Origin of the sequence: Streptomyces sp. NPDC002054 (assembly GCF_040296685.1) — a bacterium.
GTDB lineage: Bacteria > Actinomycetota > Actinomycetes > Streptomycetales > Streptomycetaceae > Streptomyces.
Map to the genome: position 1 here is coordinate 70,961 of NZ_JBEOXT010000009.1, position 25,538 is coordinate 96,498.

General features: G+C 72.0%; 27 protein-coding genes. 18 read left to right on the forward strand and 9 right to left on the reverse strand.

What is annotated here, in order from left to right:
- Complete coding sequence (locus tag ABT123_RS10630) at window positions 1–414, reverse strand: hypothetical protein (protein ID WP_351311858.1); 414 nt, start codon at window positions 412–414, stop codon at window positions 1–3.
- Here ABT123_RS10630 and ABT123_RS10635 point away from each other — a divergent pair.
- The 8 genes from ABT123_RS10635 (at window position 413) to ABT123_RS10670 (ending at window position 6,553) form a co-directional block, all read left to right on the forward strand.
- Window positions 413–757, forward strand: a complete 345-nt coding sequence (locus tag ABT123_RS10635) for a hypothetical protein (RefSeq protein ID WP_351311860.1) — start codon at window positions 413–415, stop codon at window positions 755–757. The two genes, ABT123_RS10630 and ABT123_RS10635, sit on opposite strands and share 2 nt — an antisense overlap.
- Before the next feature lie 144 nt (window positions 758–901).
- Window positions 902–2,044: a PfkB family carbohydrate kinase gene (locus ABT123_RS10640; protein ID WP_351311862.1), complete on the forward strand. Its 1,143-nt coding sequence runs from the start codon at window positions 902–904 to the stop codon at window positions 2,042–2,044.
- A gap of 154 nt (window positions 2,045–2,198) precedes the next feature.
- Complete coding sequence (locus tag ABT123_RS10645; RefSeq protein ID WP_351311864.1) at window positions 2,199–3,215, forward strand: PhoH family protein; 1,017 nt, start codon at window positions 2,199–2,201, stop codon at window positions 3,213–3,215.
- A 12-nt stretch (window positions 3,216–3,227) separates the two neighbouring features.
- On the forward strand, window positions 3,228–3,725 hold the full coding sequence (gene ybeY, locus ABT123_RS10650) for an rRNA maturation RNase YbeY (RefSeq protein WP_351311866.1): 498 nt from the start codon (window positions 3,228–3,230) through the stop codon (window positions 3,723–3,725).
- Window positions 3,722–5,026 carry a hemolysin family protein gene (locus ABT123_RS10655; protein ID WP_351311868.1) on the forward strand — a complete coding sequence of 435 codons (1,305 nt, stop codon included), beginning with the start codon at window positions 3,722–3,724 and terminating at the stop codon, window positions 5,024–5,026. The genes ybeY and ABT123_RS10655 overlap by 4 nt, the downstream gene beginning before the upstream one ends.
- Entirely contained in the window at window positions 5,023–5,376 is a 354-nt protein-coding gene (locus tag ABT123_RS10660) for an MmcQ/YjbR family DNA-binding protein (RefSeq protein WP_351311870.1), read from the forward strand. Before ABT123_RS10655 ends, ABT123_RS10660 begins: the two co-directional genes overlap by 4 nt.
- Before the next feature lie 101 nt (window positions 5,377–5,477).
- Window positions 5,478–6,137: a hypothetical protein gene (locus ABT123_RS10665; protein ID WP_351311872.1), complete on the forward strand. Its 660-nt coding sequence runs from the start codon at window positions 5,478–5,480 to the stop codon at window positions 6,135–6,137.
- Between the two features lie 59 nt (window positions 6,138–6,196).
- Window positions 6,197–6,553, forward strand: coding sequence for a cytidine deaminase-like protein (locus ABT123_RS10670; RefSeq protein WP_351311874.1), 357 nt, complete (start codon window positions 6,197–6,199; stop codon window positions 6,551–6,553).
- Here ABT123_RS10670 and ABT123_RS10675 read toward each other — a convergent pair.
- Window positions 6,550–7,854: an MFS transporter gene (locus tag ABT123_RS10675; RefSeq protein ID WP_502970926.1), complete on the reverse strand. Its 1,305-nt coding sequence runs from the start codon at window positions 7,852–7,854 to the stop codon at window positions 6,550–6,552. The two genes, ABT123_RS10670 and ABT123_RS10675, sit on opposite strands and share 4 nt — an antisense overlap.
- A 70-nt stretch (window positions 7,855–7,924) precedes the next feature.
- Here ABT123_RS10675 and ABT123_RS10680 point away from each other — a divergent pair, with 70 nt between their 5' ends.
- From ABT123_RS10680 to era, 3 genes are all read left to right on the forward strand, one after another.
- A complete protein-coding gene (locus ABT123_RS10680) occupies window positions 7,925–8,998 on the forward strand; it encodes a GlxA family transcriptional regulator (RefSeq protein WP_502970927.1) in 1,074 nt (357 codons plus the stop codon).
- 147 nt (window positions 8,999–9,145) lie between these two features.
- The gene (locus ABT123_RS10685) at window positions 9,146–10,438 is read left to right on the forward strand and encodes a beta-xylosidase (RefSeq protein ID WP_502970933.1); all 1,293 of its coding nucleotides are present in this window, start codon (window positions 9,146–9,148) and stop codon (window positions 10,436–10,438) included.
- A gap of 1,172 nt (window positions 10,439–11,610) precedes the next feature.
- Window positions 11,611–12,561, forward strand: coding sequence for a GTPase Era (era, locus tag ABT123_RS10690; RefSeq protein ID WP_150212296.1), 951 nt, complete (start codon window positions 11,611–11,613; stop codon window positions 12,559–12,561).
- 38 nt (window positions 12,562–12,599) lie between these two features.
- On the opposite strand, the gene ABT123_RS10695 is transcribed toward era, so the two are convergent.
- The 4 genes from ABT123_RS10695 to ABT123_RS10710 form a co-directional block, all read right to left on the reverse strand.
- A complete protein-coding gene (locus ABT123_RS10695; RefSeq protein ID WP_351311878.1) occupies window positions 12,600–13,268 on the reverse strand; it encodes an SAM-dependent methyltransferase in 669 nt (222 codons plus the stop codon).
- Between the two features lie 109 nt (window positions 13,269–13,377).
- Entirely contained in the window at window positions 13,378–14,178 is an 801-nt protein-coding gene (locus ABT123_RS10700; protein WP_351311880.1) for a GNAT family N-acetyltransferase, read from the reverse strand.
- 27 nt (window positions 14,179–14,205) lie between these two features.
- A complete protein-coding gene (locus ABT123_RS10705; protein ID WP_351311882.1) occupies window positions 14,206–14,481 on the reverse strand; it encodes a protealysin inhibitor emfourin in 276 nt (91 codons plus the stop codon).
- Between the two features lie 18 nt (window positions 14,482–14,499).
- Window positions 14,500–15,561, reverse strand: coding sequence for a M4 family metallopeptidase (locus tag ABT123_RS10710; protein ID WP_351311884.1), 1,062 nt, complete (start codon window positions 15,559–15,561; stop codon window positions 14,500–14,502).
- A 362-nt stretch (window positions 15,562–15,923) separates the two neighbouring features.
- Between ABT123_RS10710 and leuA the strand changes: the two genes are divergently transcribed.
- Entirely contained in the window at window positions 15,924–17,687 is a 1,764-nt protein-coding gene (gene leuA, locus ABT123_RS10715; protein ID WP_351311885.1) for a 2-isopropylmalate synthase, read from the forward strand.
- A gap of 67 nt (window positions 17,688–17,754) precedes the next feature.
- Here the strand turns inward: leuA and ABT123_RS10720 are convergent, their stop codons facing one another.
- Window positions 17,755–18,513: an SDR family NAD(P)-dependent oxidoreductase gene (locus tag ABT123_RS10720; RefSeq protein ID WP_351311887.1), complete on the reverse strand. Its 759-nt coding sequence runs from the start codon at window positions 18,511–18,513 to the stop codon at window positions 17,755–17,757.
- A 140-nt stretch (window positions 18,514–18,653) separates the two neighbouring features.
- On the opposite strand from ABT123_RS10720, the gene ABT123_RS10725 reads away from it, so the two are divergent.
- A complete protein-coding gene (locus tag ABT123_RS10725; RefSeq protein ID WP_351311889.1) occupies window positions 18,654–19,355 on the forward strand; it encodes a TerB family tellurite resistance protein in 702 nt (233 codons plus the stop codon).
- 28 nt (window positions 19,356–19,383) lie between these two features.
- Here ABT123_RS10725 and ABT123_RS10730 read toward each other — a convergent pair whose 3' ends face one another.
- A complete protein-coding gene (locus ABT123_RS10730) occupies window positions 19,384–20,256 on the reverse strand; it encodes an alpha/beta fold hydrolase (protein ID WP_351311891.1) in 873 nt (290 codons plus the stop codon).
- Window positions 20,257–20,307: 51 nt separating this feature from the next.
- Between ABT123_RS10730 and ABT123_RS10735 the strand changes: the two genes are divergently transcribed.
- The 5 genes from ABT123_RS10735 (at window position 20,308) to ABT123_RS10755 (ending at window position 25,032) form a co-directional block, all read left to right on the forward strand.
- Entirely contained in the window at window positions 20,308–20,919 is a 612-nt protein-coding gene (locus tag ABT123_RS10735) for a TetR/AcrR family transcriptional regulator (RefSeq protein WP_351311893.1), read from the forward strand.
- A 418-nt stretch (window positions 20,920–21,337) separates the two neighbouring features.
- Complete coding sequence (locus ABT123_RS10740; protein WP_351311895.1) at window positions 21,338–22,822, forward strand: nucleobase:cation symporter-2 family protein; 1,485 nt, start codon at window positions 21,338–21,340, stop codon at window positions 22,820–22,822.
- Between the two features lie 85 nt (window positions 22,823–22,907).
- Entirely contained in the window at window positions 22,908–23,654 is a 747-nt protein-coding gene (gene recO, locus ABT123_RS10745; RefSeq protein WP_351311896.1) for a DNA repair protein RecO, read from the forward strand.
- A gap of 11 nt (window positions 23,655–23,665) precedes the next feature.
- Window positions 23,666–24,493 (forward strand): isoprenyl transferase, encoded by an 828-nt coding sequence (locus ABT123_RS10750; protein WP_351311898.1) that lies wholly within the window; start codon window positions 23,666–23,668, stop codon window positions 24,491–24,493.
- A gap of 17 nt (window positions 24,494–24,510) precedes the next feature.
- Window positions 24,511–25,032 carry a hypothetical protein gene (locus ABT123_RS10755; protein WP_351311900.1) on the forward strand — a complete coding sequence of 174 codons (522 nt, stop codon included), beginning with the start codon at window positions 24,511–24,513 and terminating at the stop codon, window positions 25,030–25,032.
- Between the two features lie 32 nt (window positions 25,033–25,064).
- On the opposite strand, the gene ABT123_RS10760 is transcribed toward ABT123_RS10755, so the two are convergent.
- Window positions 25,065–25,493 (reverse strand): Fur family transcriptional regulator, encoded by a 429-nt coding sequence (locus tag ABT123_RS10760; protein WP_351311902.1) that lies wholly within the window; start codon window positions 25,491–25,493, stop codon window positions 25,065–25,067.
- Between the last annotated feature and the right edge of the window lie 45 nt (window positions 25,494–25,538).

Sequence of the window (25,538 nt, forward strand, 5' to 3'; positions counted from 1 at the left end):
TCAGCGAAGGCCCTGGGCCTTGCGGGCCCGTTCGGCAAACCGGGCCGCCAGCTCGGCGACCTCCCCGTCGCTCAGCGGCGTCGCGTCCGGGAGCGTCTCCAAGTTGATCTGGAGCAGCGCCCGGCCGATCTGGATCTGGACGGACACTCGCTGCCCCTTGGGCTTCTGGGTGCCCCGCTCCGCATCCTGGCGGCCTCCGGTGTTGCCGAGCCGGACCGGCGTGCGGTCGGCCAGCCCAGCGAGGTTCTGCCGTTGCCAGGCACCGTCGTACGCGGCCGCGGCGGACTTCTCGTCCCGGTACGTGATGACAAAGAAGGCGCACATCGCATCGGCCTTCCCGTAGTGGTCCAGGCCCGTGGTCCGCGCGTCCGCACACCACTCCTCCCCCTCCTCGCACAGAGACTCGAACACCATGGACCGCTCGCCCTCCGGGCTCGACGCGGACGCCGGCCCCGCGTGCTCCCAGCCCGGCAGCGTCGCCGGGTCCGGCAGCATCGGCAGGGTCTGCCACTCCTCAGGGGTGGAGGCCGCGGGAAGCCTCCTCTTGGGGCTGGGGGCCGCCGTCGGCGTGCTCGCTCCGCTCGCTGCCACTCCGGACGCTGTCGCCGAGGGCTCCGCCGCTCCGGAGGAGTCCGTCCTCTCGGGCCCGCACCCGGTCAGCGCCGCCCACGCGGTCAGCGCGGCCAGCCCGGCCATGGTCCTGTGTCGTCTTACGGTTCTGTTGATCTCCGCCCCCACCCTTGTCATCGGCGGATGATCATACGGAAGGGCGGGGGCGCGAGGGGACCCGCCGGGTATGTGGTGAGGGCGGCTTCGGGGTGGTGTGGGACACACTGTGTGGTGTGCCGCCGCCGTCGGGCGGACGGGGTCGGCGGCCTTCCACCCGAAGGGGGAGCACACCATGACCGGTCGGAACAGCAGAAGCGGATCCCACCCGACTGCGCGCACCGCCGGGCTGGATCCGCTGGGCGCGCTGCGCACACCGCAGGATCCGTCCTGTGACGTCTTCCTGACCGGCACGGTCTTCCTCGACATCATCTTCACCGGCCTCGACTCGGCCCCGGTGCGCGGTACGGAGTCCTGGGCGCGGGGCATGGGATCCAGCCCCGGCGGGGTCGCGAACATGGCGACCGCGCTGGCCCGCCTGGGCCTGCGCACCTCCCTGGCCGCCGCCTTCGGTGACGATCACTACGGCGAGTACTGCTGGGACGCCCTGGAGCAGGGCGAGGGCATCGACCTGTCGCTGTCGCGGACCGTCGCCGGCTGGCACAGCCCGGTCACCGTCTCCATGGCGTACGAGGGGGAGCGGACGATGGTCTCGCACGGCCACGAGGCCCCGCCCCCGGCCCGCCCGGGTGGCCCCGTCCCGGGCTCCGTCCCGGACGGCCTGCCGCCGGCCCGGGCGGCCGTGGCCTCGCTGACCCCGGGGCGCCGGGAGCCGTGGGTCGCCGAGGCGGCCCGCTCCGGGGCCCGGGTGTTCGCCGACGTCGGCTGGGACGAGAGCGGCTGCTGGGACCTGGCTGCCCTCGCCGACCTGGAGCACTGCGAGGCGTTCCTGCCGAACGCGGGGGAGGCGATGCGGTACACCCGCACCGAGTGCCCGCGGGCGGCGGCCCGGGCGCTGGCGGACCGGGTGCCGGTCGCGGTGGTGACGCTGGGTGCCGAGGGCTCGTACGCGGTGGACGGCCGGACCGGGGAGACCGCGGAGGTGCCGGGCATCGCGGTGGACGCGCTCGACCCGACGGGCGCCGGCGACGTCTATGTGGCGGGCTTCGTCACCGGCACCCTGGCGGGCTGGCCGCTGGCCGACCGGCTGGCCTTCGCGGGGCTGACGGCCGCGCTGTCGGTGCAGGAGTTCGGCGGCTCCCTCTCCGCGCCGGGCTGGGAGGAGGTCGCCCACTGGTGGCACTCCCAGGGCGAGCGCCCGGCCCGCTTCGCGTTCCTGGAGGGCCTGCTCGGCCCGCAGCACGGCAGCCCGGCGGCCCCGTCCGCCGCGGCCCGCCGCCGTGCGGTCCCGACGATCGGCTTCCGGCACTCCGCCTGAGGGCCGCCGCCCCGGCCCCCCGTACCCGGCCCCTGTCCGCGGGCCGGAAAACCTCTCGGGCAACCTCCCGTGGCGTCGTACGCTTGGTATTCCAGAGGTCGTCGATCGGTGCGACCCCGCAGCGGGAGGTATGTGCAGGCCACAGAGCCGGCCCATGACTCAGACACCCACAGCCCAGCCGCTCCTGCCAGGGCAGGCACGAGCCAATTTCACCGTTCCCGCCAAGCACCCGATGGTGACGGTGCTCGGCTCCGGAGACGCTCTGTTGCGCGTGATAGAGCGCTCCTTCCCGGAGGCCGACATCCACGTCCGGGGCAACCAGGTCAGCGCGGTCGGCGATGCTCGGGAAGTCGCTCTGATCCAGCGCTTGTTCGACGAGATGATGCTGGTGCTCCGCACCGGGCAGCCGATGACGGAGGACGCAGTGGAACGATCGATCGCCATGCTCCAGGCGAGCGAGAACGGAAACGGTCCGGAGGAGACCCCGGCCGAGGTGCTCACCCAGAACATCCTCTCCAACCGCGGCCGTACCATCCGCCCCAAGACCCTCAACCAGAAGCGCTACGTCGACGCGATCGACAAGCACACGATCGTCTTCGGCATCGGCCCCGCCGGTACCGGAAAGACCTACCTCGCCATGGCCAAGGCGGTCCAGGCCCTGCAGTCCAAGCAGGTCACCCGGATCATCCTGACCCGGCCCGCCGTCGAGGCGGGCGAGCGGCTCGGCTTCCTGCCCGGCACGCTCTACGAGAAGATCGACCCGTACCTGCGCCCGCTGTACGACGCGCTGCACGACATGCTCGACCCGGATTCGATCCCGCGCCTGATGGCGGCCGGCACCATCGAGGTCGCCCCGCTCGCCTACATGCGGGGACGCACGCTCAACGACGCGTTCATCATCCTCGACGAGGCGCAGAACACGAACCCCGAGCAGATGAAGATGTTCCTGACCCGCCTCGGCTTCGATTCGAAGATCGTCATCACCGGTGACGTGACCCAGATCGACCTCCCCGGCGGCACCAAGTCGGGTCTGAAGCAGGTGCAGGACATCCTCGAAGGGGTCCCGGACGTGCACTTCTCCCGGCTCACCTCCCAGGATGTCGTCCGGCACAAGCTCGTCGGCCGTATCGTCGACGCGTACGAGCAGTACGACAGCCGAAACGGGAAGTAGAACAACAAGCGCATGTCGATCGACGTCAACAACGAATCCGGAACCGAGGTCGACGAGCAGGCGATCCTCGACATCGCCCGCTACGCGCTCACCCGGATGCGGATCCACCCGCTCTCCGAGCTCTCCGTCATCGTGATCGACGAGGACGCCATGGAGGCGCTCCACATCCAGTGGATGGACCTGCCCGGACCGACCGACGTCATGTCCTTCCCGATGGACGAGCTCCGTCCGCCGGCCAAGGACGACGAGGAGCCCCCGCAGGGGCTCCTCGGCGACATCGTGCTCTGCCCCGAAGTGGCCAAGCGGCAGGGTGAGGAAGCCCCGACGCAGCACACCATGGACGAGGAGCTCCAGCTCCTGACCGTCCACGGTGTGCTGCACCTGCTCGGCTACGACCACGAGGAGCCCGACGAGAAGGCCGAGATGTTCGGTCTGCAGGCGGCCATCGTGGACGGCTGGCGGGCCGAGCGCGGCCTGACCGGCCCGTCGCCCGCGCCCACCGTCTCGTGACCGCCGCCCAGCTGATCACCGGGGCGGTCCTGCTGGTCATGGTGGCCTGGCTGGCCGCCTGCGCCGAGGCGGGCATCGCCCGGATCTCCGGCTTCCGCGCCGAACAGGCCGTACGGGAGGGCCGGCGCGGCAGCGCCAAGCTGGCCCAGGTCGCCGCCGACCCCACCCGGTACCTGAACGTGGCCCTGCTGGTCCGGGTCACCTGCGAGATGGCCGCGGGCGTGCTGGTCACCTACGTCTGCCTGGACCACTTCGGCGAGAACTGGACCGCGCTGTTCACGGCCATCGCCGTGATGGTGCTGGTCTCCTTCGTCGCCGTCGGGGTCTCGCCCCGTACGATCGGCCGCCAGCACCCGCTGAACACCGCGACGGCCGCCGCGTACGTCCTCGTACCGCTGGCCCGGATCATGGGCCCCATCCCGCAGCTGCTGATCCTCATCGGCAACGCGCTCACCCCGGGCAAGGGCTTCCGCAAGGGCCCCTTCGCCTCCGAGGCCGAGCTGCGCGCGATGGTGGACCTGGCGGAGAAGGAGTCGCTGATCGAGGACGAGGAGCGCCGGATGGTGCACCAGGTCTTCGAGCTCGGCGACACCCTGGTGCGCGAGGTGATGGTGCCGCGCACCGACCTGGTCTGCATCGAGCGGTACAAGACGATCCGTCAGGCCACCACACTGGCGCTGCGCTCGGGCTTCTCGCGGATCCCGGTGACCGGCGAGAACGAGGACGACATCGTCGGGGTGGTCTACCTGAAGGACCTGGTCCGCAAGACCCACATCAGCCGGGACGCCGAGTCCGACCTGGTCTCCACGGCGATACGGCCGGCGGTGTTCGTGCCCGACACGAAGAACGCCGGTGATCTGCTGCGGGAGATGCAGCAGGTCCGCAACCACGTCGCGGTGGTCATCGACGAGTACGGCGGCACCGCCGGAATCGTGACCATCGAGGACATCCTGGAGGAGATCGTCGGTGAGATCACCGACGAGTACGACCGGGAGATCGCGCCGGTCGAGGAGCTGGGCGAGGACCGCTACCGGGTCACGGCCCGGCTGGACATCACCGACCTCGGCGAGCTGTTCGGCCTGGACTCCTTCGACGACGAGGACGTGGAGACGGTCGGCGGCCTGCTGGCCAAGGCGCTCGGCCGCGTGCCGATCGCGGGCGCTTCGGCGCTGGTGGAGCTGCCGGACGGGCGCTCGCTGCGCCTGACCGCGGAATCCCCCGCGGGCCGCCGGAACAAGATCGTCACGGTGCTGGTGGAGCCGATGCCGAAGACTGCCGACGACGAGGAGACCGCCGGATGACCCCGGCGGAGCTGCGGGCCTTCTGCCTCGGATTCAACGCGGCGGTGGAGGAGTTCCCGTTCAACGCCGAGACCTCGGTCTTCAAAGTGCTCGGCAAGATGTTCGCGCTGTCCGCGCTGGACGCGGAGCCGCTGAAGGTCAGTGTGAAGTGCGACCCGGAACTTTCGGTCCGGCTCCGGGCCGAGCACGAGGCGATCGTGCCGGGCTACCACCTCAACAAGCGGCACTGGAACACCGTGACGGTGGGCGGACTGCCGGCGCGGATGGTCCGGGAGCTGATCGAGGACAGCTACGACCTGGTGGTCGCGGGCCTGCCACGGGCGGAGCGGCTGCGGCTCGACCGGCCGTAGGGCGCCCGGGAGGGCGCCCGGCGGGGCCGGTCAAACGCCTCCGCGGAGGCGCCCTTAAGCTGTCGCGGCCCCGCACACAACGCGACATCCCCGGAGTGCCCGTGTACGTCCGTACCGCCCGTGTGGCGACCGCCGCCCTGACGACGTCGATACTCCTCACCGCGTGCGGCGGCTCCGCCGACCCCTCGGCGCCGCAGACGCCGGCGAAGGCCGTCCTCATCGAGGCGGATCTGCCCGAGGACTGGACCGCGGGCACGGCACCGGCACAGAGCAAATCCTCACCGGCCGACAAGCCGGAGTGCCAGCTGCTGGTGGACCTGGCGGAAGGGGTCCGGCCGGCGCCGGCCGAAGGGGGCGCCGCGGGCGCCTCGTTCGCGAACGCCGTTGGGGTGAGCTACAAGACGAGCGTGTTCGAACTCGGCGAGGCAGACGCAGCCGGGTTCCTGAAGGACGTCGAGAGCGCCGTGGGCGCCTGCGGCGCGTTCTCCGTCAGCGCGGAGGCGGACGGCGGCGCCGAGGCGTCGTGGCTGTCGCGTGCCGAACCGCTCGCGGCCGTTTCGGCGGGGGACGGCAGCTACGGCTTCTCCGTGACCTCCACTCTCGACTCCGACACGTCGCTGCACATGAACGTGGTGCTCGTCCGCCAGGGCGGTCTGATCGCCACCTCCCGGAGCTCCTCCATCGCCGCCCGGCCGGACGCCAAGGAATTCGAGGCGTTCACCAACCTGGTCGCGAAGAAGCTGACGGGTCAGGCGGCCTAGGCGCGCGGCGGAACGGGGTGTTGCAGGGCATCGTCCGGGCGCTCCCTATGCTTTCGACCATGACCGACAGCACCGGGATCGACCCCGAGGACACCAAGATCATCACGCTGGCGCGCAGCGCCCGGGCCCGCAACGGCGTGCCCGAGGGGGCGGCGGTCCGGGACGAGACCGGGCGGACCTACGTCGCCGGCACCGTGGAGCTCGACTCGCTGAAGCTCAGCGCCCTGCAGACCGCCGTCGCCATGGCCGTGGCCAGCGGCGCGCAGTCGCTGGAGGCCGCGGCCGTGGTCAGCGCCGCCGACGCCCCGGCCGAGGCCGACCGGGCCGCCGTACGGGACCTCGGCGGCCCGGACACCCCGGTCCTGCTGGCCGCCCCGGACGGCACCCTGAAGTCGACCACCCCGGCCGGCTCCTAGGCCATGGCCGCGGCGGGGCGGCGGCGGATGACCATGGCCATCAGTGCCGCCATCGCGCACAGCGCCCCCGAGGCGTACCAGACCGGGTCGTACGTGCCGAACACGTCCCGGGCCAGGCCGCCCAGGAAGGCCACCAGCGCCGCGCCCACCTGGTGCGAGGCCAGCACCCAGCCGAAGACGATCGCGCTGTCCTCGCCGTAGATCTCGCGGCACAGCGCGATCGTCGGCGGGACGGTGGCGACCCAGTCCAGGCCGTAGAAGACGATGAAGAACACCATCGGCGGGTGGACGGACGGCGCGAGCAGCATCGGCAGGAAGAGCAGCGAGACCCCGCGCAGGGCGTAGTACACGGCCAGCAGCCGGCGGGCCTCGAAGCGGTCGGTGAACCAGCCCGAGGCGATGGTGCCGAGCACGTCGAAGACCCCGATGACCGCGAGCAGCCCGGCCGCCGCCGTCAGCGGCATGCCGTGGTCGTGGGCGGCCGGCGCGAAGTGCGTCCGGACCAAACCGTTGGTGGAGGCACCGCAGATCGCGAAGGTGCCGGCGAGCAGCCAGAAGGGGCCGGTCTGGGCCGCCTTGTGCAGGACGGCCACCGCCCGCCGGGCCGCACCCGGCACCGGTGCGGGCTTCTCGGCATACGTACCGCCGTACGGGGCGAGGCCCACGTCCGCCGGGTGGTCCCGCAGCAGCAGCCACACGAAGGGCACCACGGCCAGCGAGGCGAGGGCGACCGTGACCGCCGCCGGACGCCAGCCGCGCTCCTCCACCAGCCAGGACAGCAACGGCAGGAAGATCAGCTGGCCGGAGGCGCCGGCCGCGGTCAGGATGCCGGTCACCAGCCCGCGCCGGGCGGTGAACCAGCGGTTGGTGACGGTGGCCGCGAAGGCGAGCGCCATCGAGCCGCTGCCCAGCCCGACCACCACACCCCAGAGCAGCACCAGCTGCCAGGGCTCCGTCATCCAGACCGTGGCCGCCGAACCGGCGGCTATCACCGTCAGCGCGCAGGCGACCACCCGGCGGATGCCGAAGCGGTCCATGAGCGCCGCGGCGAAGGGAGCGGTCAGCCCGTAGAGCGCGAGATTGACCGAGACGGCGAAGCCGATGGTGCCGCGCGACCAGTCGAACTCCCGGTGCAGCGGCTCGATGAGCAGACCGGGCAGGGAGGCGAAGGCGGCGGCACCGATGATCGTCACGAAGGCGACGGCCGCGACGAACCAGGCGCGGTGGATTCGTCCGGGCCGGTGGCGCGGGCCGCCGGCGGCAGCAGGGGGTGCGGGGGAGGCGGGGGCTGTCTGGGTCACCCGGCAAGCTTCGGGCCGGCGCGGCGGCGGCTCCAGTGGCCTGAACGACAGGGATCGCTATGATCGGGCCATGACGGCCATGACTGATGGGGTTGATGCGGTCACGACTCCTGGCGAGCCCGCCGGCCCGCGCCGCGGCGGGAGCCGGCCGCACCGGGTCGTCGTGCTGGCGCTCGCCGGTCTGCTGCCCTTCGAGCTCGGCATTCCGCACCGGATCTTCGGCCGGGCCAAGGACGCGGCCGGCCGGCCGCTGTACGAGATCCTCACCTGCGGGCTGGCCCCCGGCCCGGTCCGCACCGACGCGGACTTCTCGGTCCAGGTGGAACACGGCCCGGAGCTGCTGGCCACCGCCGACACGGTGGTGGTCCCCGCCTCGTACGAGCTCGGGCCGGCCTACGAGGAGGGCCGGCTCGGCGAGCCGACCGCCGCCGCCCTCACCCACATCCGGCCCGGCACCCGGCTCGTCTCCATCTGCACCGGCGGCTATGTGCTGGCCGCCGCCGGATTCCTGGACGGCCGCCGGGCCACCACCCACTGGGCCTCCGCCGAGCACTTCCAGAAGCTCTACCCGGCGGTGCGGGTCGACGCCGACGTGCTGTACACGGACGACGGGGACGTGCTGACCTCCGCCGGAGTGGCCGCCGGCATCGACCTCTGCCTGCACATCGTGCGCCGCGACCACGGCGCGGCCGTGGCCAACGAGGTGGCCCGGCGGACCGTCGTACCGCCCCACCGGGACGGCGGCCAGAGCCAGTTCATCGAGCGACCGGTGCCGGAGCCGCAGCTGGCCAGCACCACCGCGGCCCGCGCCTGGGTGCTGGACCGGCTGCACGAGCCGCTGTTGCTGGCCGACATGGCTCGCCAGGAGGCCATGTCCGTACGGACCTTCACCCGCCGGTTCCGCGAGGAGTGCGGGATCAGCCCCGGGCAGTGGATCGTCATGCAGCGGGTGAACCGGGCGCGGCACCTGCTGGAGACCACCGCGCTGTCCATGGACCAGGTCGCGGACCGGACGGGCTTCGGCACCGCCCAGTCGCTGCGCAAGCACTTCCAGGCGGCGCTGGGCGTCAGCCCGACCGCGTACCGGCGCACCTTCAGGGCCGGTACGGGCGGGGGCCATGGCGGGGATCCTGCCATGATCTGATGGGCCATCAGTCAGCGCGGGGTCCGTACCTTGACTTCTGCCGCCGCCCGCTCGTGAATGGCGCCCACAGGCGACCGGCAGACCCAGGGGGGTGGGCGGGCAGTGGGCAGAGCGGCGCGCAGAAGGAGTTGGACGGCGGCCCTGACCATGGCCGCCCTCGCCGCCGCGAGCGGAGCCATGGGCCCCCGCGCCGCCGCCGACCCACCCGCGGAACCTCCACCGGGCCAGGTCGAGTTCCCCACCCAGTGCGCACCCCCGCAGGAAGCCGGACTGCCCCCGGCCGACGGCCCCACCACCGCCGAACTCACCGTCGACACCCCCGCACCCCGGGTCGGCGACACCGTCACCATCACCTACCGGGTGCTCCGCACCCCGGCCGTGAACCCGCTCCCCGGCGAACTCCCCGCCGGCACCGTCACCCCCACCGGCACCGTCCGGCTGGCCGGCGCCCAGACCGGCGAGGTCACCGTGACCGGCGCCCCGGGCAACGGCCCGGTCCCGCCCGGCGCCGCCCTCGGCACCCACCTGATGACCGGCACCTTCACGGTCACCGCCCCCGGCGAGATCACCCTCGCCCCCGGCGGCTACTCCCTGCACACCGGCCACCCCACCGCACTCGACACCCCCTGCACCCCGGCCGGACCCACCCCGGTCTCCGCACGCCTCACCGCCACCCCGCTGCCCACCGCCAACCTCCGGTACGTCGCCCTCGGCGCGGCCCACGGAAAGCCCGGAGCCACCGTGAAGGTGACCGCGGCCGGGTTCACCCCCGGCTCCGCCGTCACCGTCACCGGCCGGGCGGCCGGCCAGGCCCCGACCGCCGACCGGGCCCGCGGCACCGCCGACGAGAGCGGCCGGCTGACACTCGAACTGCCCGTCACCGACCGGGCCACCACCGCCGTCGTCGCGTACGAGGGCCCCGCCTGGACCGCCGCCAAGGGCTCCGGACCGGCCGCCTACACCGTCGACGCACCCGCCCCGCCACCGCCCGGCACCCAGAAGCTGACCGCCACCGTGGAACCCGGCACCCTCTCCATGACCCAGGCCGCCGAACAGACCGCCCTCGGAGCCGTCCCGTACGGCGAAGGCGGCGGGGCCGCCGGACAGCTGGCCACCGTCACCGTCAAGGACGCCCGCGGCGGCCCCGCCGGCTGGTCCCTCGTCGGCAAGGTCACCGACTTTGCCGGGCCCGGCGGCACCCGCATCCCCGGCGCCGCCCTCAGCTGGACCCCGCGCTGCGCCACCGCCCCCGGCAGCCCCAGCAGCTGCGCCCCCGGCAGCCCCGGAACGGTCGGCCCCGACGGCGCCGTACTGGCCTCCACCCAGGACGCCGAACTGGTCGGCGGCACCTTCACGGTGGACGCCGGAGTCACCCTCCAGGTCCCGCCGTACGCCCCGCCCGGCGCCTACACGGCCGTGCTCACCCTCACCCTGTCGTGACGGCGGCCGGCCGCACCCGCCGCCTCCCGGGCCCGCGCCGGGCGGCCCGCGCGCTGCCAGGCCCTGTCCGGGCGATCTCCGCGGGCCCGCGCCGCCTGGCACGGCGCCTCGCTGCGTTGTCGCATCGCGCAAGTACGTCCAGTACGAGCCGCGACGCTCCGCCTTGCGATGCGTCCCCTAGGCCCTTCGGGCCTGGGGAGACCCCATGGCACCAGACGACGCGGGCTCACCCACGGAGATCGCCCGGACAGGACCTGGCCGCCGCCCTGCTGCTGTTCGGCACCGCCGTCCTGCTGTCCGTCGTTGTCGCCACCGCCCGCCCCGCAGCCGCGGCCGACAACGGCCAGTGGGCCGTCCTGCCCGCCGCCACCCGGCTCGGGCAGCGGCCCTACTTCTACCTCGCCACCACCCCCGGCGGTACCGTCACCGACACCGTCACCCTGACCAACCGGACCGACACCCCCCGCACCTTCCGGCTGTACGCCGCCGACGCCCACAACACCGCCCGCGACGGCGGCTTCGCCGTCCGCGGCCCCGAGGAACCCCGCCGGGCCACCGGCGCCTGGCTCCGGCTCGACCGGGACCTGGTCACCGTCCCCGCCCGGTCGGCGACCGATGTGCCGTTCACCCTCACCGTCCCCGAACAGGCCGAACCCGGAGACCACCCCGGCGCCGTCGTCGCCCTGGAGGAACGGACCCTGAGCACCCCGCAGGGCATCGGCGTCCGCCAGGCCGTCGCCGCCCGCGTCCACCTCCGGGTCGCCGGGCCCACCGCCCCGGCCCTGGCCGTGGAGGAGCTCGCCGTGCGCACCGCAGGCACCGCCCCCACCCGCGCGGAGATCACGTACACCCTGCACAACCTCGGCAACACCACCCTCCGCCCGCAGGGCACCCTGGCCGCCGACGGCCTCCTCGGCCGCAGCCTGCTCCGCCGCCCGCTGACCGGACTGCCCGCCGAGCTGCTGCCCGGACAGCGGGTCCGGCTCACCGAGCGCTGGACCGGCCCGCCCCCGCTCGACCGGGCCGAGGTGACGGTCCGGGCCACCGCCCCCGGCACGGCCGGCCACGCCACCGCCGGATACGCCGTCCACCCCCGGCTGACCACCATTTCGGCCGGGCTCCTCGCCCTCGCGGCGGCAGTCTGGTCGGCGTGGGCAGCGGCATCGGGGAGAATGGCCCGTATGAGCGATCGTTCCCCCGAGCCCACCGCCCCGCACCGTGCGGGCTTCGCCTGCTTCGTCGGCCGCCCGAACGCGGGCAAGTCGACCCTGACCAATGCACTGGTGGGCACGAAGGTCGCGATCACCTCCAACCGGCCGCAGACCACCCGGCACACCGTCCGCGGCATCGTGCACCGCCCGGACGCCCAGCTCGTCCTGGTCGACACGCCCGGCCTGCACAAGCCGCGTACGCTGCTCGGCGAGCGGCTCAACGACGTGGTCCGCACCACCTGGGCCGAGGTCGACGTGATCGGCTTCTGCCTGCCGGCCGACCAGAAGCTCGGCCCCGGCGACAAGTTCATCGCCAAGGAACTCGCGGGGATCAAGAAGACCCCCAAGATCGCCATCGTGACCAAGACCGACCTGGTGGACTCCAAGGCGCTGGCCGAGCAGCTGATCGCCATCTCGCAGCTGGCCGAGGAGCTCGGCTTTGAATGGGCCGAGATCGTTCCCGTCTCCGCGGTCGGCGACAGCCAGGTCCAGCTGCTGGCCGACCTGATCGCCCCGCTGCTCCCGGAAAGCCCGCCGCTCTACCCGGAGGGCGACCTCACCGACGAGCCCGAGATGGTGATGGTCGCGGAACTGATCCGCGAGGCCGCACTGGAGGGCGTGCGCGACGAACTCCCGCACTCCATCGCCGTCGTGGTCGAGGAGATGATCCCGCGGGAGAACCGCCCGGCCGACCGCCCGCTGCTCGACATCCACGCGAACGTGTACATCGAGCGGCCGAGCCAGAAGGGCATCATCATCGGCCCCAAGGGCTCACGCCTGAAGGAGGTCGGCATGAAGTCGCGCAAGCACATCGAAGCGCTGCTGGGCACGCCGGTCTTCCTGGACCTGCACGTGAAGGTCGCCAAGGACTGGCAGCGCGACCCCAAGCAGCTCCGCAAGCTGGGCTTTTAGCCCTCTCGACGCGCCCCTCGCACCGGTCGGACGCGGTGTCAGGGAAGGCGCCGGACCTTTACCGCGTTGTCGGGGCGGGTGCCCGGGCTGCCGTCGGGTGCGGTCATGGGCTGCTCGTGCTCCGCGCAGAGCAGCACCTCCCACGTCCCGTCGGGCAGCGCCAGCTGCGCCAGCACCTCCTCCGGCGTGGGGAAGGGGAAGCCCAGGTGGAGGTCGGGGGCCCAGGACGGCGGGCCGGCGTGCCCGACCACCAGCAGGGTTCCGCCGGGGGCGACCGCCGCGGCGGCCCGGCGCAGGATGAGCTCCCGGGGCATCTCCCCGGGGGTGTGCAGGAAGCAGGCCGAGACCAGATCGAACTCCCCGTCCGGGAAGGACACCCCGAGGTCGTGCTGCCGGAGGTCCACCCGGTCGGCGACCCCTGCCTCCGCCACGTGCTCGGCGGCCCGGGTGAGAGCGACTCCGGAGATGTCGGTTCCGGTGACCTGCCACCCCTGCCGGGCCAGCCACACCGCGTCGGCGCCCTCCCCGCAGCCGAGGTCCAGGGCCCGGCCGGGCGCCAGGCCTTCCGCCTCCCGGACCAGCACGGCATTCGGCCGGCCGCTCCAGATCCGGTCGCTCTGCCCGTAGCGGGCGTCCCAGAACTCCTCCCCGGCGGCGGGGGCGGCGGGGGGCTCGGCGTGCGGGTGCGGGTGCGTGTGCTCGGTCATCAGTACCTCCGGCTGGCTGCGCTGGTCTGCGTACCCGGCCGATGCTCCGCCCCTCCCCCCGCCCGGGCAAACATCCTTGCCGTTTCGGCAAACCCAGCAAACCCGACAGCTACGACACGGGCTCGGCGATCAAAGCCGTGCCCACCCGGCGGAAGCCGGCCCTGGCATAGATCCGGGCCACGTCCTCATCGCCCGCCGACAGGAACACCAGCCCTACGCCCCGCGCCCGCGCGTCCGCGACCAGGGCCGAGGTCACGCCCAGCGCCAGCCCCTGGCGCCGCATCCTCGGCAGCGTGCCCACGCCCACCACCTCGGCCACCCCGTCCAGCGGGTTGTGGATGCCGGAGGCCAGCACCACCCCGTCCCGGACCGCCGCCGCCAGCCCGCTCGCACCGGAGGCGAGCCGCGCCGACACGTGCGCCGCCCGGTCCGCCGTACCCGGATCCGCCAGCGCAGCGGTCAGCTCCGCCGGGCCGGCCGCGCCCAGCGCCGTACCGGGCTCGGCGAAGGCCAGCGCCGGAACCGTGACCGCCGCCCGCAGCAGCGGGTCGTCGGCGCCCATCAGCCGTACCTCCGGGTGCGGGGGCGGCTGCTCGGCGTCCGCCGCCAGCGCCATCAGCGGATGCTCGTGCACCGCCAGCCCCGCGGCCTCCGCCGCCGCCCGCAGTGAGGGGGTGGTTTCGGCCACCCACTCGAAGGCCTCCGGCACGCCGAGCTCCCGCTGCCGCAACCGGACCCGGTGCACCTCCTCCGCCGTCACCGGGCCGGCCCCGGGCGTGGGCCGCGCGTAATACGGCCAGCCCGCGCCCTGCTGGACGAACAGGGTCAGGGAGCCCAGCTCCTCGGCCCGTGCACCGCCCGTCCGGGGGACGGAGTCGTAGTAGCGCTCAAGATCGTCAAGAATCGTCACCGGCACATCCAAGCAAAGCGGACCTGCTCAGGCACCTTCTTTGAGCACCCTGCTGATCAGCTCCCGCTGGGCGTCCGTCAGGTGCGGATCCGCGCACCTGACGGTCCGGCCGTCCACCGTGATCACGTAACGGAAGCCGTCCGGTACGCCCCCCCGCCCGCCGGGCGCACCCGTACGGTCCGGGGCCAGCGCCCGCTCGGCCAGCGCCTGCCACACCTCCGCGTCGGGCCGGCCCGAGGTATCGACCTCGGCCTGCCGCTCGATGCCCGCGAAACCGCCCGTACGCACCACGTGAATCCGCATGGGATCTGTCTACCTGCTCTACTCGGCCGGCACACCCACCTGGGACCACGCCTTCAGCACCGCCTGGTGCTCGGTGCCGCCGTCCCCGAAGCGGGCCGACGCCGCGGCCACGGACAGCCGGGCGAAGTCCGAGAACTTCGCCTTGGTGCCCAGCTCGCCGCCGGTCAGGGTGTCGTACCAGATCTGCCCCGCCCGCTCCCAGGCCTTGCCGCCCAGATCGGTGGCCAGCAGGTAGAAGGCGTGGTTCGGGATGCCGGAGTTGATGTGCACGCCGCCGTTGTCCCGGGAAGTGTTGACGTAGTCGTCCATGGTGGCCGGCTGCGGGTCCTTGCCGAGCTCGTCGTCGTCGTACGCGGTGCCGGGCGCCTTCATCGAGCGCAGCGCGACCCCGCTGACATCGGGCCCGAGCAGCCCGGCCCCGATCAGCCAGTCCGCCTGGTCCGCGGTCTGGTCCAGGGTGTACTGCTTGATCAGCGAGCCGAAGACGTCCGACATCGACTCGTTGAGCGCGCCGGCCTGCTTGTAGTACTCCAGGTTGGCCGTGTACTGGGTGACCCCGTGGGCCAGCTCGTGGCCGATGATGTCGACGGACACGGTGAAGTCGAGGAACAGGTCCCCGTCGCCGTCGCCGAAGACCATCTGACGGCCGTCCCAGAAGGCGTTGTTGTACTCCACGCCGTAGTGCACGGTGGCGTCCAGCGGCAGCCCGGCATCGTCGATCGAATGCCGCCCGAAGGCCGACCGGAACAGCTCGAAGGTCGCGCCGAGCCCGGCGTAGGCGCGGTTGACGGTGGCATCCTGCCCGGGCTCCGACCCCTCCCCGCGCACCTTGGTGCCGGGCAGCCGGGTCCGGTGCTCGGCGTCGTACACGGTCCGCTCGGGCCGCTCGCCGCCGGGCGCGGCCAGGGCGGGCGCGATCCCGCGGACGGTGGTGATCCGGCGCCGGGTGCGCTGGAGGGAGTCGTGCTCGAGGGTGCGCTGCGCGATGTCGGCCCGGCGGGCGTCCTCGGACAGCGCGATCCGGTCGAGGAGGTGGGGCGGCACGATGGTGCAGAAGACGGGGTGGCGGTTGGTATCCATGCCGGGAAATGTGGCAGTGGGTCATGCAGATGTCACTACCCGTGACCATGATTCATTCGGTCGCCTGAAACGGGCTGCGCCGCATTGACCGATCGACCGGACCTCGTGGGAGTGAAAGAGGTTTAGCTCACAATTGGGGCAAAACGGACTAGGTGGTCTTGCATACTGAAACAGCCACGCGCCCCCGGCGCGGCTCGGCTAGGCTGCCGCCCATCATGCGTTTCGGGCTGCTTCTCCTTAGCTGCCGCGGCGAGGGCCTGTAGTCGTAGGCCGACCCCCTCCCCGCGGAGTTCGGTGTTGCGGATTTACGACGTCGGCCGTTCCAGCGGAACTACACGCGGACACGCGAGGAGCCCTACGTCATGAGCCAGCACAGCTTTGCCGGTCGCCCCACGCCCATCACCAGCGCGACCCACACCCAGAAGCCCTCCGGGATGCCGATCCACAAGTACGGCGTGTACGAGCAGGTGGACATCCCGGACCGGACCTGGCCGAACGCCCGCATCACCAAGGCTCCCCGCTGGCTCTCCACCGATCTGCGCGACGGCAACCAGTCGCTGATCGACCCCATGACGCCCGCCCGCAAGCGCGAGATGTTCGACCTGCTGGTACGCATGGGCTACAAGGAGATCGAGGTCGGTTTCCCCTCCTCCGGCGAGACCGACTTCGCGTTCGTGCGCTCCATCATCGAAGAGGGCGCGATCCCGGACGATGTCACCATCTCCGTGCTGACCCAGGCCCGTGAGGACCTGATCGAGCGGACCGTGGAGTCCCTGGTCGGCGCCAAGCGCGCCACCGTCCACATGTACAACGCCACCGCCCCGACCTTCCGCCGGGTGGTCTTCCGCGGCTCCAAGGAGCAGATCAAGCAGATCGCCGTCGACGGCACCCGCCTGGTCATGGACTACGCCGAGAAGATCCTGGGTGACGAGACGGTCTTCGGCTACCAGTACAGCCCCGAGATCTTCACCGACACCGAGCTGGACTTCGCGCTGGAGGTCTGCGAGGCCGTCTGCGACGTCTGGCAGCCCGGACCCGGCCGCGAGATCATCCTGAACCTGCCGGCGACGGTCGAGCGGTCCACGCCGTCCACCCACGCCGACCGCTTCGAGTGGATGGCCCGCAACCTGACCCGCCGCGAGCACATCTGCATCTCCGTGCACCCGCACAACGACCGCGGCACCGCCGTCGCCGCCGCCGAGCTGGCCCTGATGGCCGGCGCCGACCGTATCGAGGGCTGCCTGTTCGGCCAGGGCGAGCGCACCGGCAACGTCGACCTGATCACCCTGGGCATGAACCTGTTCTCCCAGGGCGTCGACCCGCAGATCGACTTCTCGCAGATCGACGAGATCCGTCGCACCAGCGAGTACTGCAACCAGATGGAGGTCCACCCGCGCCACCCCTACGCGGGCGACCTGGTCTACACCGCCTTCTCCGGCTCCCATCAGGACGCCATCAAGAAGGGCTTCGACGCCATGGAGGCCGACGCGGCTGCCGCCGGCAAGACCGTGGACGAGATCGAGTGGGCGGTCCCGTACCTGCCCATCGACCCCAAGGACGTCGGCCGCTCCTACGAGGCGGTCATCCGGGTCAACTCGCAGTCCGGCAAGGGCGGCATCGCGTACGTCCTGAAGAACGACCACAAGCTGGACCTGCCGCGCCGCATGCAGATCGAGTTCTCCCGGATCATCCAGGCCAAGACCGACGCCGAGGGCGGCGAGGTCACGCCCAAGGCGATCTGGAACGTCTTCCAGGACGAGTACCTGCCCAACCCCGAGAACCCGTGGGGCCGCATCCAGCTGCGCTCCGGCTCGACGGCCACCGACAAGGACGGCACCGACACCCTGACCGTCGAGGCGGTTGTGGACGGCGCCGAGACCGTCCTGACGGGTACCGGCAACGGCCCGATCTCGGCGTTCTTCGACGCGCTGGCGAGCATCGGCATCGACGCCCGCCTGTTGGACTACACCGAGCACACGATGAGCGAGGGCGCCTCCGCGCAGGCCGCCTCGTACATCGAGTGCGCGATCGACGGCCGGGTGCTGTGGGGCATCGGCATCGACGCCAACACCACCCGCGCCTCGCTGAAGGCCGTCATCTCGGCCGTCAACCGCGCCGGCCGCTGACCGTACGGACCGTACGCACAGGCCCTGTGGACCCCGCGTCTCCCCCCTCGGGAGGCGCGGGGTCCGGTCATTGCGCCAGGTAGCCGCCGTCCACCGGCAGGACCACCCCGGTGACGAAGGAGGCCGCGTCCGAGGCCAGGAAGGCGATCACCCGGGCCACCTCCTCCGGCTCGCCGATCCGGCCCATCGGATGCGCGCGGGTGATCTCCTCCAGGTACTCGGGCCCGCCGGGCTCGTCCGCCAGCGCCCGCACCCGCTCGGTGCGGATCGTCCCGGGGGCGACGGCGTTGACCCGGATGCCGTGGGCGGCCCACTCCACCGCCAGGTGCTTGGTCAGCCCCGAGGCCACGAACTTGGCCGGCCCGTACGCGGCCTGCCGGGCCTGGCCCGCGACCCCGGAGATGGACGACACGCACACCAGGGCCCCGCCCGAGGGCTGCTGCGCGGTCATGGCCTCGATGGAGTACTTGCAGGTCAGGAACATCCCCCGGCCGTCCACCGCCATCACCCGGTCCCAGTCGGCAGGGCTGGTCTCCCGTACATCCGAAAGAGGGAGCACTCCGGCGTTCGCCACGCTGACGTCGAGCCGTCCGTACGCGGCGACCGCAGCCGCCACCATGGCCCGGTTGGCCTCCGGATCGGCGACATCACCGGCCACCACCTCGACGCCGAGACCCTCGGCGGCCAGTTCCGTACGCAGGGCAGCCAGGCCGGGGGCATGGATATCGGCCGCGGTGACCCGGGCCCCGGCGCGGGCCAGCAGCAGGGCGGTGGCGCGGCCGATCCCGCTCGCGGCACCCGTCACCAGACAAGAGGTGTCTTTCACGGCCCCGAGACTAGGGGCGCGGATCAGCCAACTCCGCCGGCTCCGGGATGTTGTCTTGTCACACGACTGACGCACGGTCATGGATGTGGCTAACATCACGCCAGCGCGGCGATGTTGCCGCCGGGTAACGGAGGTGGGACGTGCTGCCAGTTCGGGGTGGGACCAGCCGGAAGCTGAAGGTCTGGGGCATCCGTACCGCCTGGAACACCGTGAGCGACGGGGAGTTCTTCTGCCCGGGCTGCGGTGGCGACCGCAACTACCGCCGCCGCACGGGGCGCCGCCGGTTCGCCGTCCTCGGCGTGCCCGTGCTGCCGCGCGGCCAGGTCGGGCCGGTGGTCGAGTGCGCCGCCTGCCGCGACCGGTTCGCCACCGACGTCCTGGACCACCCCACCACCAGCCGCTTCTCGGCGCTGCTGCGCGACGCCGTGCACACGGTCACGCTGGCCGTCCTCGCGGCCGGCGGTGCCTCCTCGCGCAGCGCGCTGGAGGCGGCGGCCGAGGTCGTGCGGTCGGCCGGCTTCCAGGACTGCTCCGAGGACCAGCTGGCGGTGCTGGTCGCGACGCTGACCGCGGACACCGGCCGGCTGCCCGGGCTGTACGACGGCCCCGAGTGCTGCGGTGCCGCGCTCTCCATCGAGCTGCACGAGGCCCTGGAGCCGCTGGCCCCGCACCTGGCCGCCCCCGGGCGGGAGTCCGTCCTGCTCCAGGGCGCCCGGATCGCGCTCGCCGACGGCCCGTACACCCCCGCCGAGCGCGAGGTCCTGGCCACCGTGGGCGCGGCCCTGCGGCTCGACTCCGACGAGGTCTCCCGGCTCCTCGCCTCGGGCCGCACCCCCTCCTGAGCCTCGGGCCGAGCCCCAGGCCCGAGGCTCAGGTCGTGGCGATGAAGCCGCGGAGCTCGGCACACAGGGCCCCGGGGTTGTCCAGCGGGATCAGCGTGCGGGCGTCGGGGATCTCCACGTACCGGCCCAGGGGGAGCAGCTCGGCGAGCCGGCGGCCGGTGGCCGGTGGCATCATCCGGTCCTCGGCGCCCCAGGCGACCAGCGCGGGCCGGTCGAACTCCGCCAGCCGGTCCGCGGCCTCCAGATAGGTCTCCTTGCGGGTGGACTTCAGGAAGGCGGAGAAGTCGCGGCGGACGGCCGGGTCGGTGAGCAGCGGCCGGTACCAGCGGCGGACCAGTTCGTGTGGAATGGGGCGCTTGGCCATCCCGCCGAGGGAGTTCTGCATTCCGGCCAGGAAGCGGAACCGGAAGGACTGCAGCAGGAGGAAGATCCCGCCGGGGATCCTGCTCATGGTCTGCAGGGTGCGGCCCTGGACGCCCGGCGGGTAGTTGTCGAGGGCCTCGCAGGAGGTGAGCACGAGCCGCCCGATGCGCTCGTCGGCGACCCCGACGAGCAGTTGGGCGGTGCCCGCGTCGTTCTGGACGAGGGTGACCTCGCGGAGGTCCAGCCGTTCGAGGAACTCGGCCAGCAGGGCGGCGACTCCGGTGGCGGAGAGATCGGCTCCCGGGCGCATCGGGCGGCGGTGGCTGCCGAGCGGCAGGACCGGGACGAGGACGCGGAAGTCGGCACGCAGGTCCTCGGTGACCTCCTCCCAGACGGATTCGTCGAAGCCGAGCCCGGGGACGAGGACGACCGCGCCCTTGCCGGTGTCCGAGCCGGTGCCGGGGCCGGTGTCCGTGCCCGCGGGGTGCCCGGTGTCGAGGTAGTCGATGGTTCCGGCGGTCAGTTCGATGTCCGGCATGCGTTCCCCCACGCTCACTAGATAGACCGATCTAGTGAGAGGCTAGCCCCCGTGACGACAAAGAGCGACACCAGAGCCCGCATCCTGACGGCAGCGACCGAGCTCTTCCGCCGGCAGGGCTACGCGGCGACCGGCATGAAGCAGATCGTGGCCGCGGCCGAGGCCCCGTACGGCTCGGCCTACCACTTCTTCCCGGACGGCAAGGCGCAGCTCGGCGAGGAGGTCGTACGCACCTCCGGCGCGGCCTATCTGGCGCTGATCGGCGAGCTGTTCGCCGACCCGGAGGCCGACCCGGCGCTCGCCACGGGTGCGGCCTTCAGGGCAGCCGCCGAGACCCTGCACGAGCTGGACTACACGGACCCGTGCCCGATCGCCACGGTCGCGCTGGAGGTGGCCAGTACCCACGAGGGGCTCCGGCGGGCGACCGCCGAGGTCTTCGCCTCCTGGGTCGAAGCCCTCGCCGCCTTCTATGCGGGGGCCGGCATCCCGGTGCCCGCCGCGCAGGCCACGGCCACCTCGGTGATCGCCCTGCTGGAGGGCGCGTTCATGCTGGGCCGGGCCGGCCGGTCCCGGGAGCCGGTGCTCGCGGCGGCCACGGCGGCGATGGCCATCGTGCGATCCGCCAGGGGTGAAAATCCCACAGAGCGGACGCCCGGGAGGTAACGATCCGGCCTCATGGGGCCTGTGAAGGCCGCGTGAAGTGCCCGTGGGATCGACGGAAGAGATCCCTCCCGGCTCGGTCGATCCACCAATCGGATGCCCGGAATCTCCCCACCCTGTTTGCGGAGCCGAACCTGCGTGCGGCGCATCGCCGCAGTTCAGGAGGTGTTCACTTCGCGGCCGTGTGGCTTGAAACCGGCGGGTCGGGCGATGGCGCCCATAGTCGCTCACGGCGGCATCCACCAGTGGAGGAACCGACAGATCCCAGAACGCCACACCTCAACAATTTGTGGAAGTCGACGATATCTGTGGCGCCCCCCACAGGCGTTCAATTCCGGTCACACGAAACCGCGATCCGCGCCCTGGCCAGGGATAACCGGATTCCTCTCGATTACCTACCTCACTGAAGGGCAAGGCAGAGATGGCACGTGTCGCCGCCCGGCTTTCCGCCAACGGAGAGCAGAGCTCGCACCCGGTCGACGAGGTGCTCCCCGTCCCCAAGCTCGCGCTGTACGGCTTCCAGCACGTACTCGCCTTCTACGCCGGCGCGGTGATCGTTCCGATCATCGTCGGCAACGCGCTGAAGCTGAGCCCTGAACAGCTGGTCTACCTGATCAATGCGGATCTCTTCACCTGCGGTATCGCCTCGATCATCCAGGCCTGGGGCATCGGCCGGATCGGCGCGCGCCTGCCGCTGATCCAGGGCGTGACCTTCACGGCCGTCTCCCCGATGATCGCCATCGGACTCGGGGCCGGCGGCGGCACCGCCGCCCTGCTGGTGATCTACGGCGCGGTCATCACGGCCGGCATCGCCACCTTCGCCTTCGCCTGGCTGCCCGCCAAGGCCTTCCGGACCGTCATGCGGCTGTTCCCGCCGGTGGTCACCGGCACGGTGATCACCGTCCTCGGCATCGTGCTGCTGCCGGTCGGCCTGAACGACGCGGCCGGCGGCCTGGGCAGCCCGGACTTCGGCGACCCCAAGCACTTCGCCTACGCCGGCGGCACCATGCTCTTCATCCTCGTCCTGATGAAGATCGGCAAGCCGTTCCTGTCCTCGATCTCCATCCTCCTCGGCCTGGTCGGCGGCACCGCGGTCGCCTTCCTGCTCGGGGACGCCAAGTTCGGCGACGTGGGCATGTCGGACTGGATCGGCGTCACCACCCCCTTCCACTTCGGCGTCCCGAAGTTCGAGTGGTTCCCGATCGTCCTGATGCTCATCGTCATGCTGATCACCATGGTCGAGACCACCGGCGACACCTACGCCGTCGGCGACATCGTCGGCAAGGAGGTCGACAGCGAGACCGTGGCCCGCGCCCTGCGTGCCGACGGCGCCGCCACCGCCCTCGGCGGTGTCCTCAACTCCTTCCCGTACGTCGCCTTCGCCGAGAACGTCGGCCTGGTCCGGATGACCAAGGTCAAGAGCCGGTTCGTGGTCGTCGCGGCCGGTGTGTTCATGATCATCCTGGGTCTGCTCCCGAAGGCCGCCGCGATCGTCGCCGCCGTCCCGCACGGAGTCCTCGGCGGCGCCGCGACCGTCATGTTCGGCATGGTCGCCCTGGCCGGCATCCAGACCCTCGCCAAGGTGGACCTGAAGGAGGAGAAGAACGCCCTGGTCGTGGGTGTCTCCCTGGCCTTCGCCCTGCTCCCCGCCACCGTGCCGGTGCTGTTCACCAAGCACATGAATCAGGACCTGTCCTCGCTGCTCAACAGCGGTGTCACGCTCGGTGCCACGGCCGCCATCGTCCTCAACCTGGTCTTCAACGGCCTGGCCAAGGACGACGCCCACGGCCCCGCCCTCGCGATCCCGGCCCCGGCCGGCGAGCCCGCCGAAGCCCCGGCCGCGGCCACCGCCTCGCTGGACAAGCCCGCCGCCGAAGCGGGCGAATCAGCCGCCCCGGCCTCCTGATCCTCCCAAGGGGTGAAGGCCCTCGACCGGACCTCCGTCCCGGTCGGGGGCCTTCGCTGTCACCGGTACGGGCGACAATGGGGCCATGAGTCTGTTCCGCGACGACGGCATCGTGCTGCGCACCCAGAAGCTGGGCGAGGCGGACCGCATCATCACGCTGCTGACCCGGGGCCACGGCCGCGTGCGGGCCGTCGCCCGCGGGGTCCGGCGTACGAAGTCCAAATTCGGCGCCGGGCTGGAACCTTTCTCCCACGCCGACGTGCAGTTCTTCGCCCGCGGCAGCGAACTGATCGGCCGCAGCCTGCCCCTCTGCACCCAGACCCAGATCATCGCCCCGTACGGCAACGGCATCGTCACCGACTACGCCCGCTACACCGCCGGCACCGCCATGCTGGAGACCGCCGAGCGGTTCACCGAGAACGAGGGCGAGCCCTCCGTACAGCAGTACCTGCTGCTCGTCGGCGCCCTGCGCACGCTCTCGCGCGGCGAACACGAACCGAACCTCATCCTCGACGCCTTCCTGCTGCGCTCCCTCGCCGTCAACGGCTACGCCCCCTCCTTCGAGGACTGCGCCCGCTGCGGCATCCACGGCCCCAACCGGCACTTCTCGGTCGCCGCCGGCGGAGTCGTCTGCGGCGACTGCCGGGTGGCCGGCAGCGTCGTACCCTCGTCGGAGGCCATCGCTCTGCTCAGCGCCCTGCTGACCGGCGACTGGGCCCACGCGGATGCGTGCGAGGCGCGCCATGTGCGGGAGGGGAGCGGACTGGTCTCCGCCTATTTGCACTGGCATCTGGAGCGCGGGCTACGCTCCTTGCGATACGTCGAGAAATAGGAGCTGGGCACATGGCACGACGCGGGATCCTGGGACGCCGCCGCGACGACTACAAGCTTCCCGAGCCGCACCCGTCCGGCGCGCGCCCGCCGAAGATCCCCGGTGAGCTGGTCCCCAACCACGTCGCCATCGTGATGGACGGCAACGGGCGCTGGGCCAAGGAGCGCGGGCTGCCCCGCACCGAGGGCCACAAGGTCGGCGAGGGCGTGGTGCTCGACGTGCTCAAGGGCTGCATCGAGATGGGCGTCAAGAACCTCTCGCTGTACGCCTTCTCGACGGAGAACTGGAAGCGCTCGCCCGACGAGGTGCGCTTCCTGATGAACTTCAACCGCGATGTCATCCGGCGCCGCCGCGACGAGATGGACGAGCTGGGCATCCGCATCCGCTGGGTCGGCCGGATGCCGAAGATGTGGAAGTCGGTCGTCCAGGAGCTCCAGATCGCCCAGGAGCAGACCGTCAAGAACGACAAGATGACCTTGTACTTCTGCGTGAACTACGGCGGTCGCGCGGAGATCGCGGACGCGGCGCAGGCGATCGCCCGCGATGTCGCGGCGGGCCGGCTGGACCCGTCGAAGGTCAACGAGAAGACCGTCGCCAAGTACATGTACTACCCGGACATGCCGGACGTGGACCTGTTCCTGCGCCCGAGCGGCGAGCAGCGCACCTCCAACTACCTGCTCTGGCAGAGCGCGTACGCGGAGATGGTCTTCCAGGACGTGCTGTGGCCGGACTTCGACCGGCGGAACCTCTGGCAGGCCTGCCTGGAGTACGCGCAGCGCGACCGCCGGTTCGGCGGAGCCGTCCCGAACCAGGTCGAGGGACCGGGCGCGGCCGGGTAGCGGTAGCCTCCCGTGACATGAACACGGGGGAGATCGTTTTCGAGTACCGGCCCACGGCCGATGACTACCGGACGGCATTGGGGGCCTGGTTCTCCGGGACCTGGCCCGGCCGGCGGAACATGGTGCTGCCGGCCGTCATGTCCGTGACCGTTGTGGTGGTCTATGGGCTGGTGCGCGGTTTCGATCCGGTCATCGCCGGCAGTGCCAGCGCGGTGGCACTGACCGCCTCGGTGGTGGGCGCCGTCCGCGCCCGCGGCCGGATGGCCCGCGAGAGCTTCGCCAACATGGAGCCCCACGGGGACTCCCGTACGGTGCTGGGCGAGACCGGCATCGTCATCACGGGCGGCGGGCCGGACCGCACCGTCTTCGACTGGCAGGGCGACGGCGGCCCGGCGTGGTACCACGAGACGCCCGGGCTGTTCGTGCTGACCGCGAACAAGGGCCGCACCTTCCTGGCGCTGCCCAAGCGCGGCGCGGCCGACCCGGCCGATGTGGACCGGGTCCGGGAGCTGCTGGACCGGAACCTGAAGCGGATCTAGGCCCGGGCCGGGATCCAGCCGGCCTGGCCTGCCTAGCCGGCTGCGGCGCAGTCCGCGCAGGTGCCGAAGATTTCCACCGTGTGGGCGACGTTCACAAAGCCGTGCTCGGCCGCGATCGACTCGGCCCACTTCTCCACTGCCGGGCCCTCCACCTCCACGGCCTTGCCGCACTTGCGGCAGACCAGGTGGTGGTGGTGCTCGCCGGTGGAGCAGCGCCGGTAGACGGCCTCGCCGTCGCTGGTGCGCAGCACATCGACCTCGCCGGCGTCGGCGAGGGACTGGAGGGTGCGGTACACGGTGGTCAGGCCCACGGAGTCGCCGCGGTGCTTGAGCATGTCGTGCAGCTCCTGGGCGCTGCGGAACTCGTCCACCTCGTCCAGGGCCGCCGCGACGGCGGCCCGCTGCCGGGTGGACCGTCCTCGTACTGGCGCGGTATTCGTCTCGCCAGGGGCAGTCGCCACCGGTTCCTCCTCGTATCGGCCTCGGGGCCCCATTGTGCCAGGCGC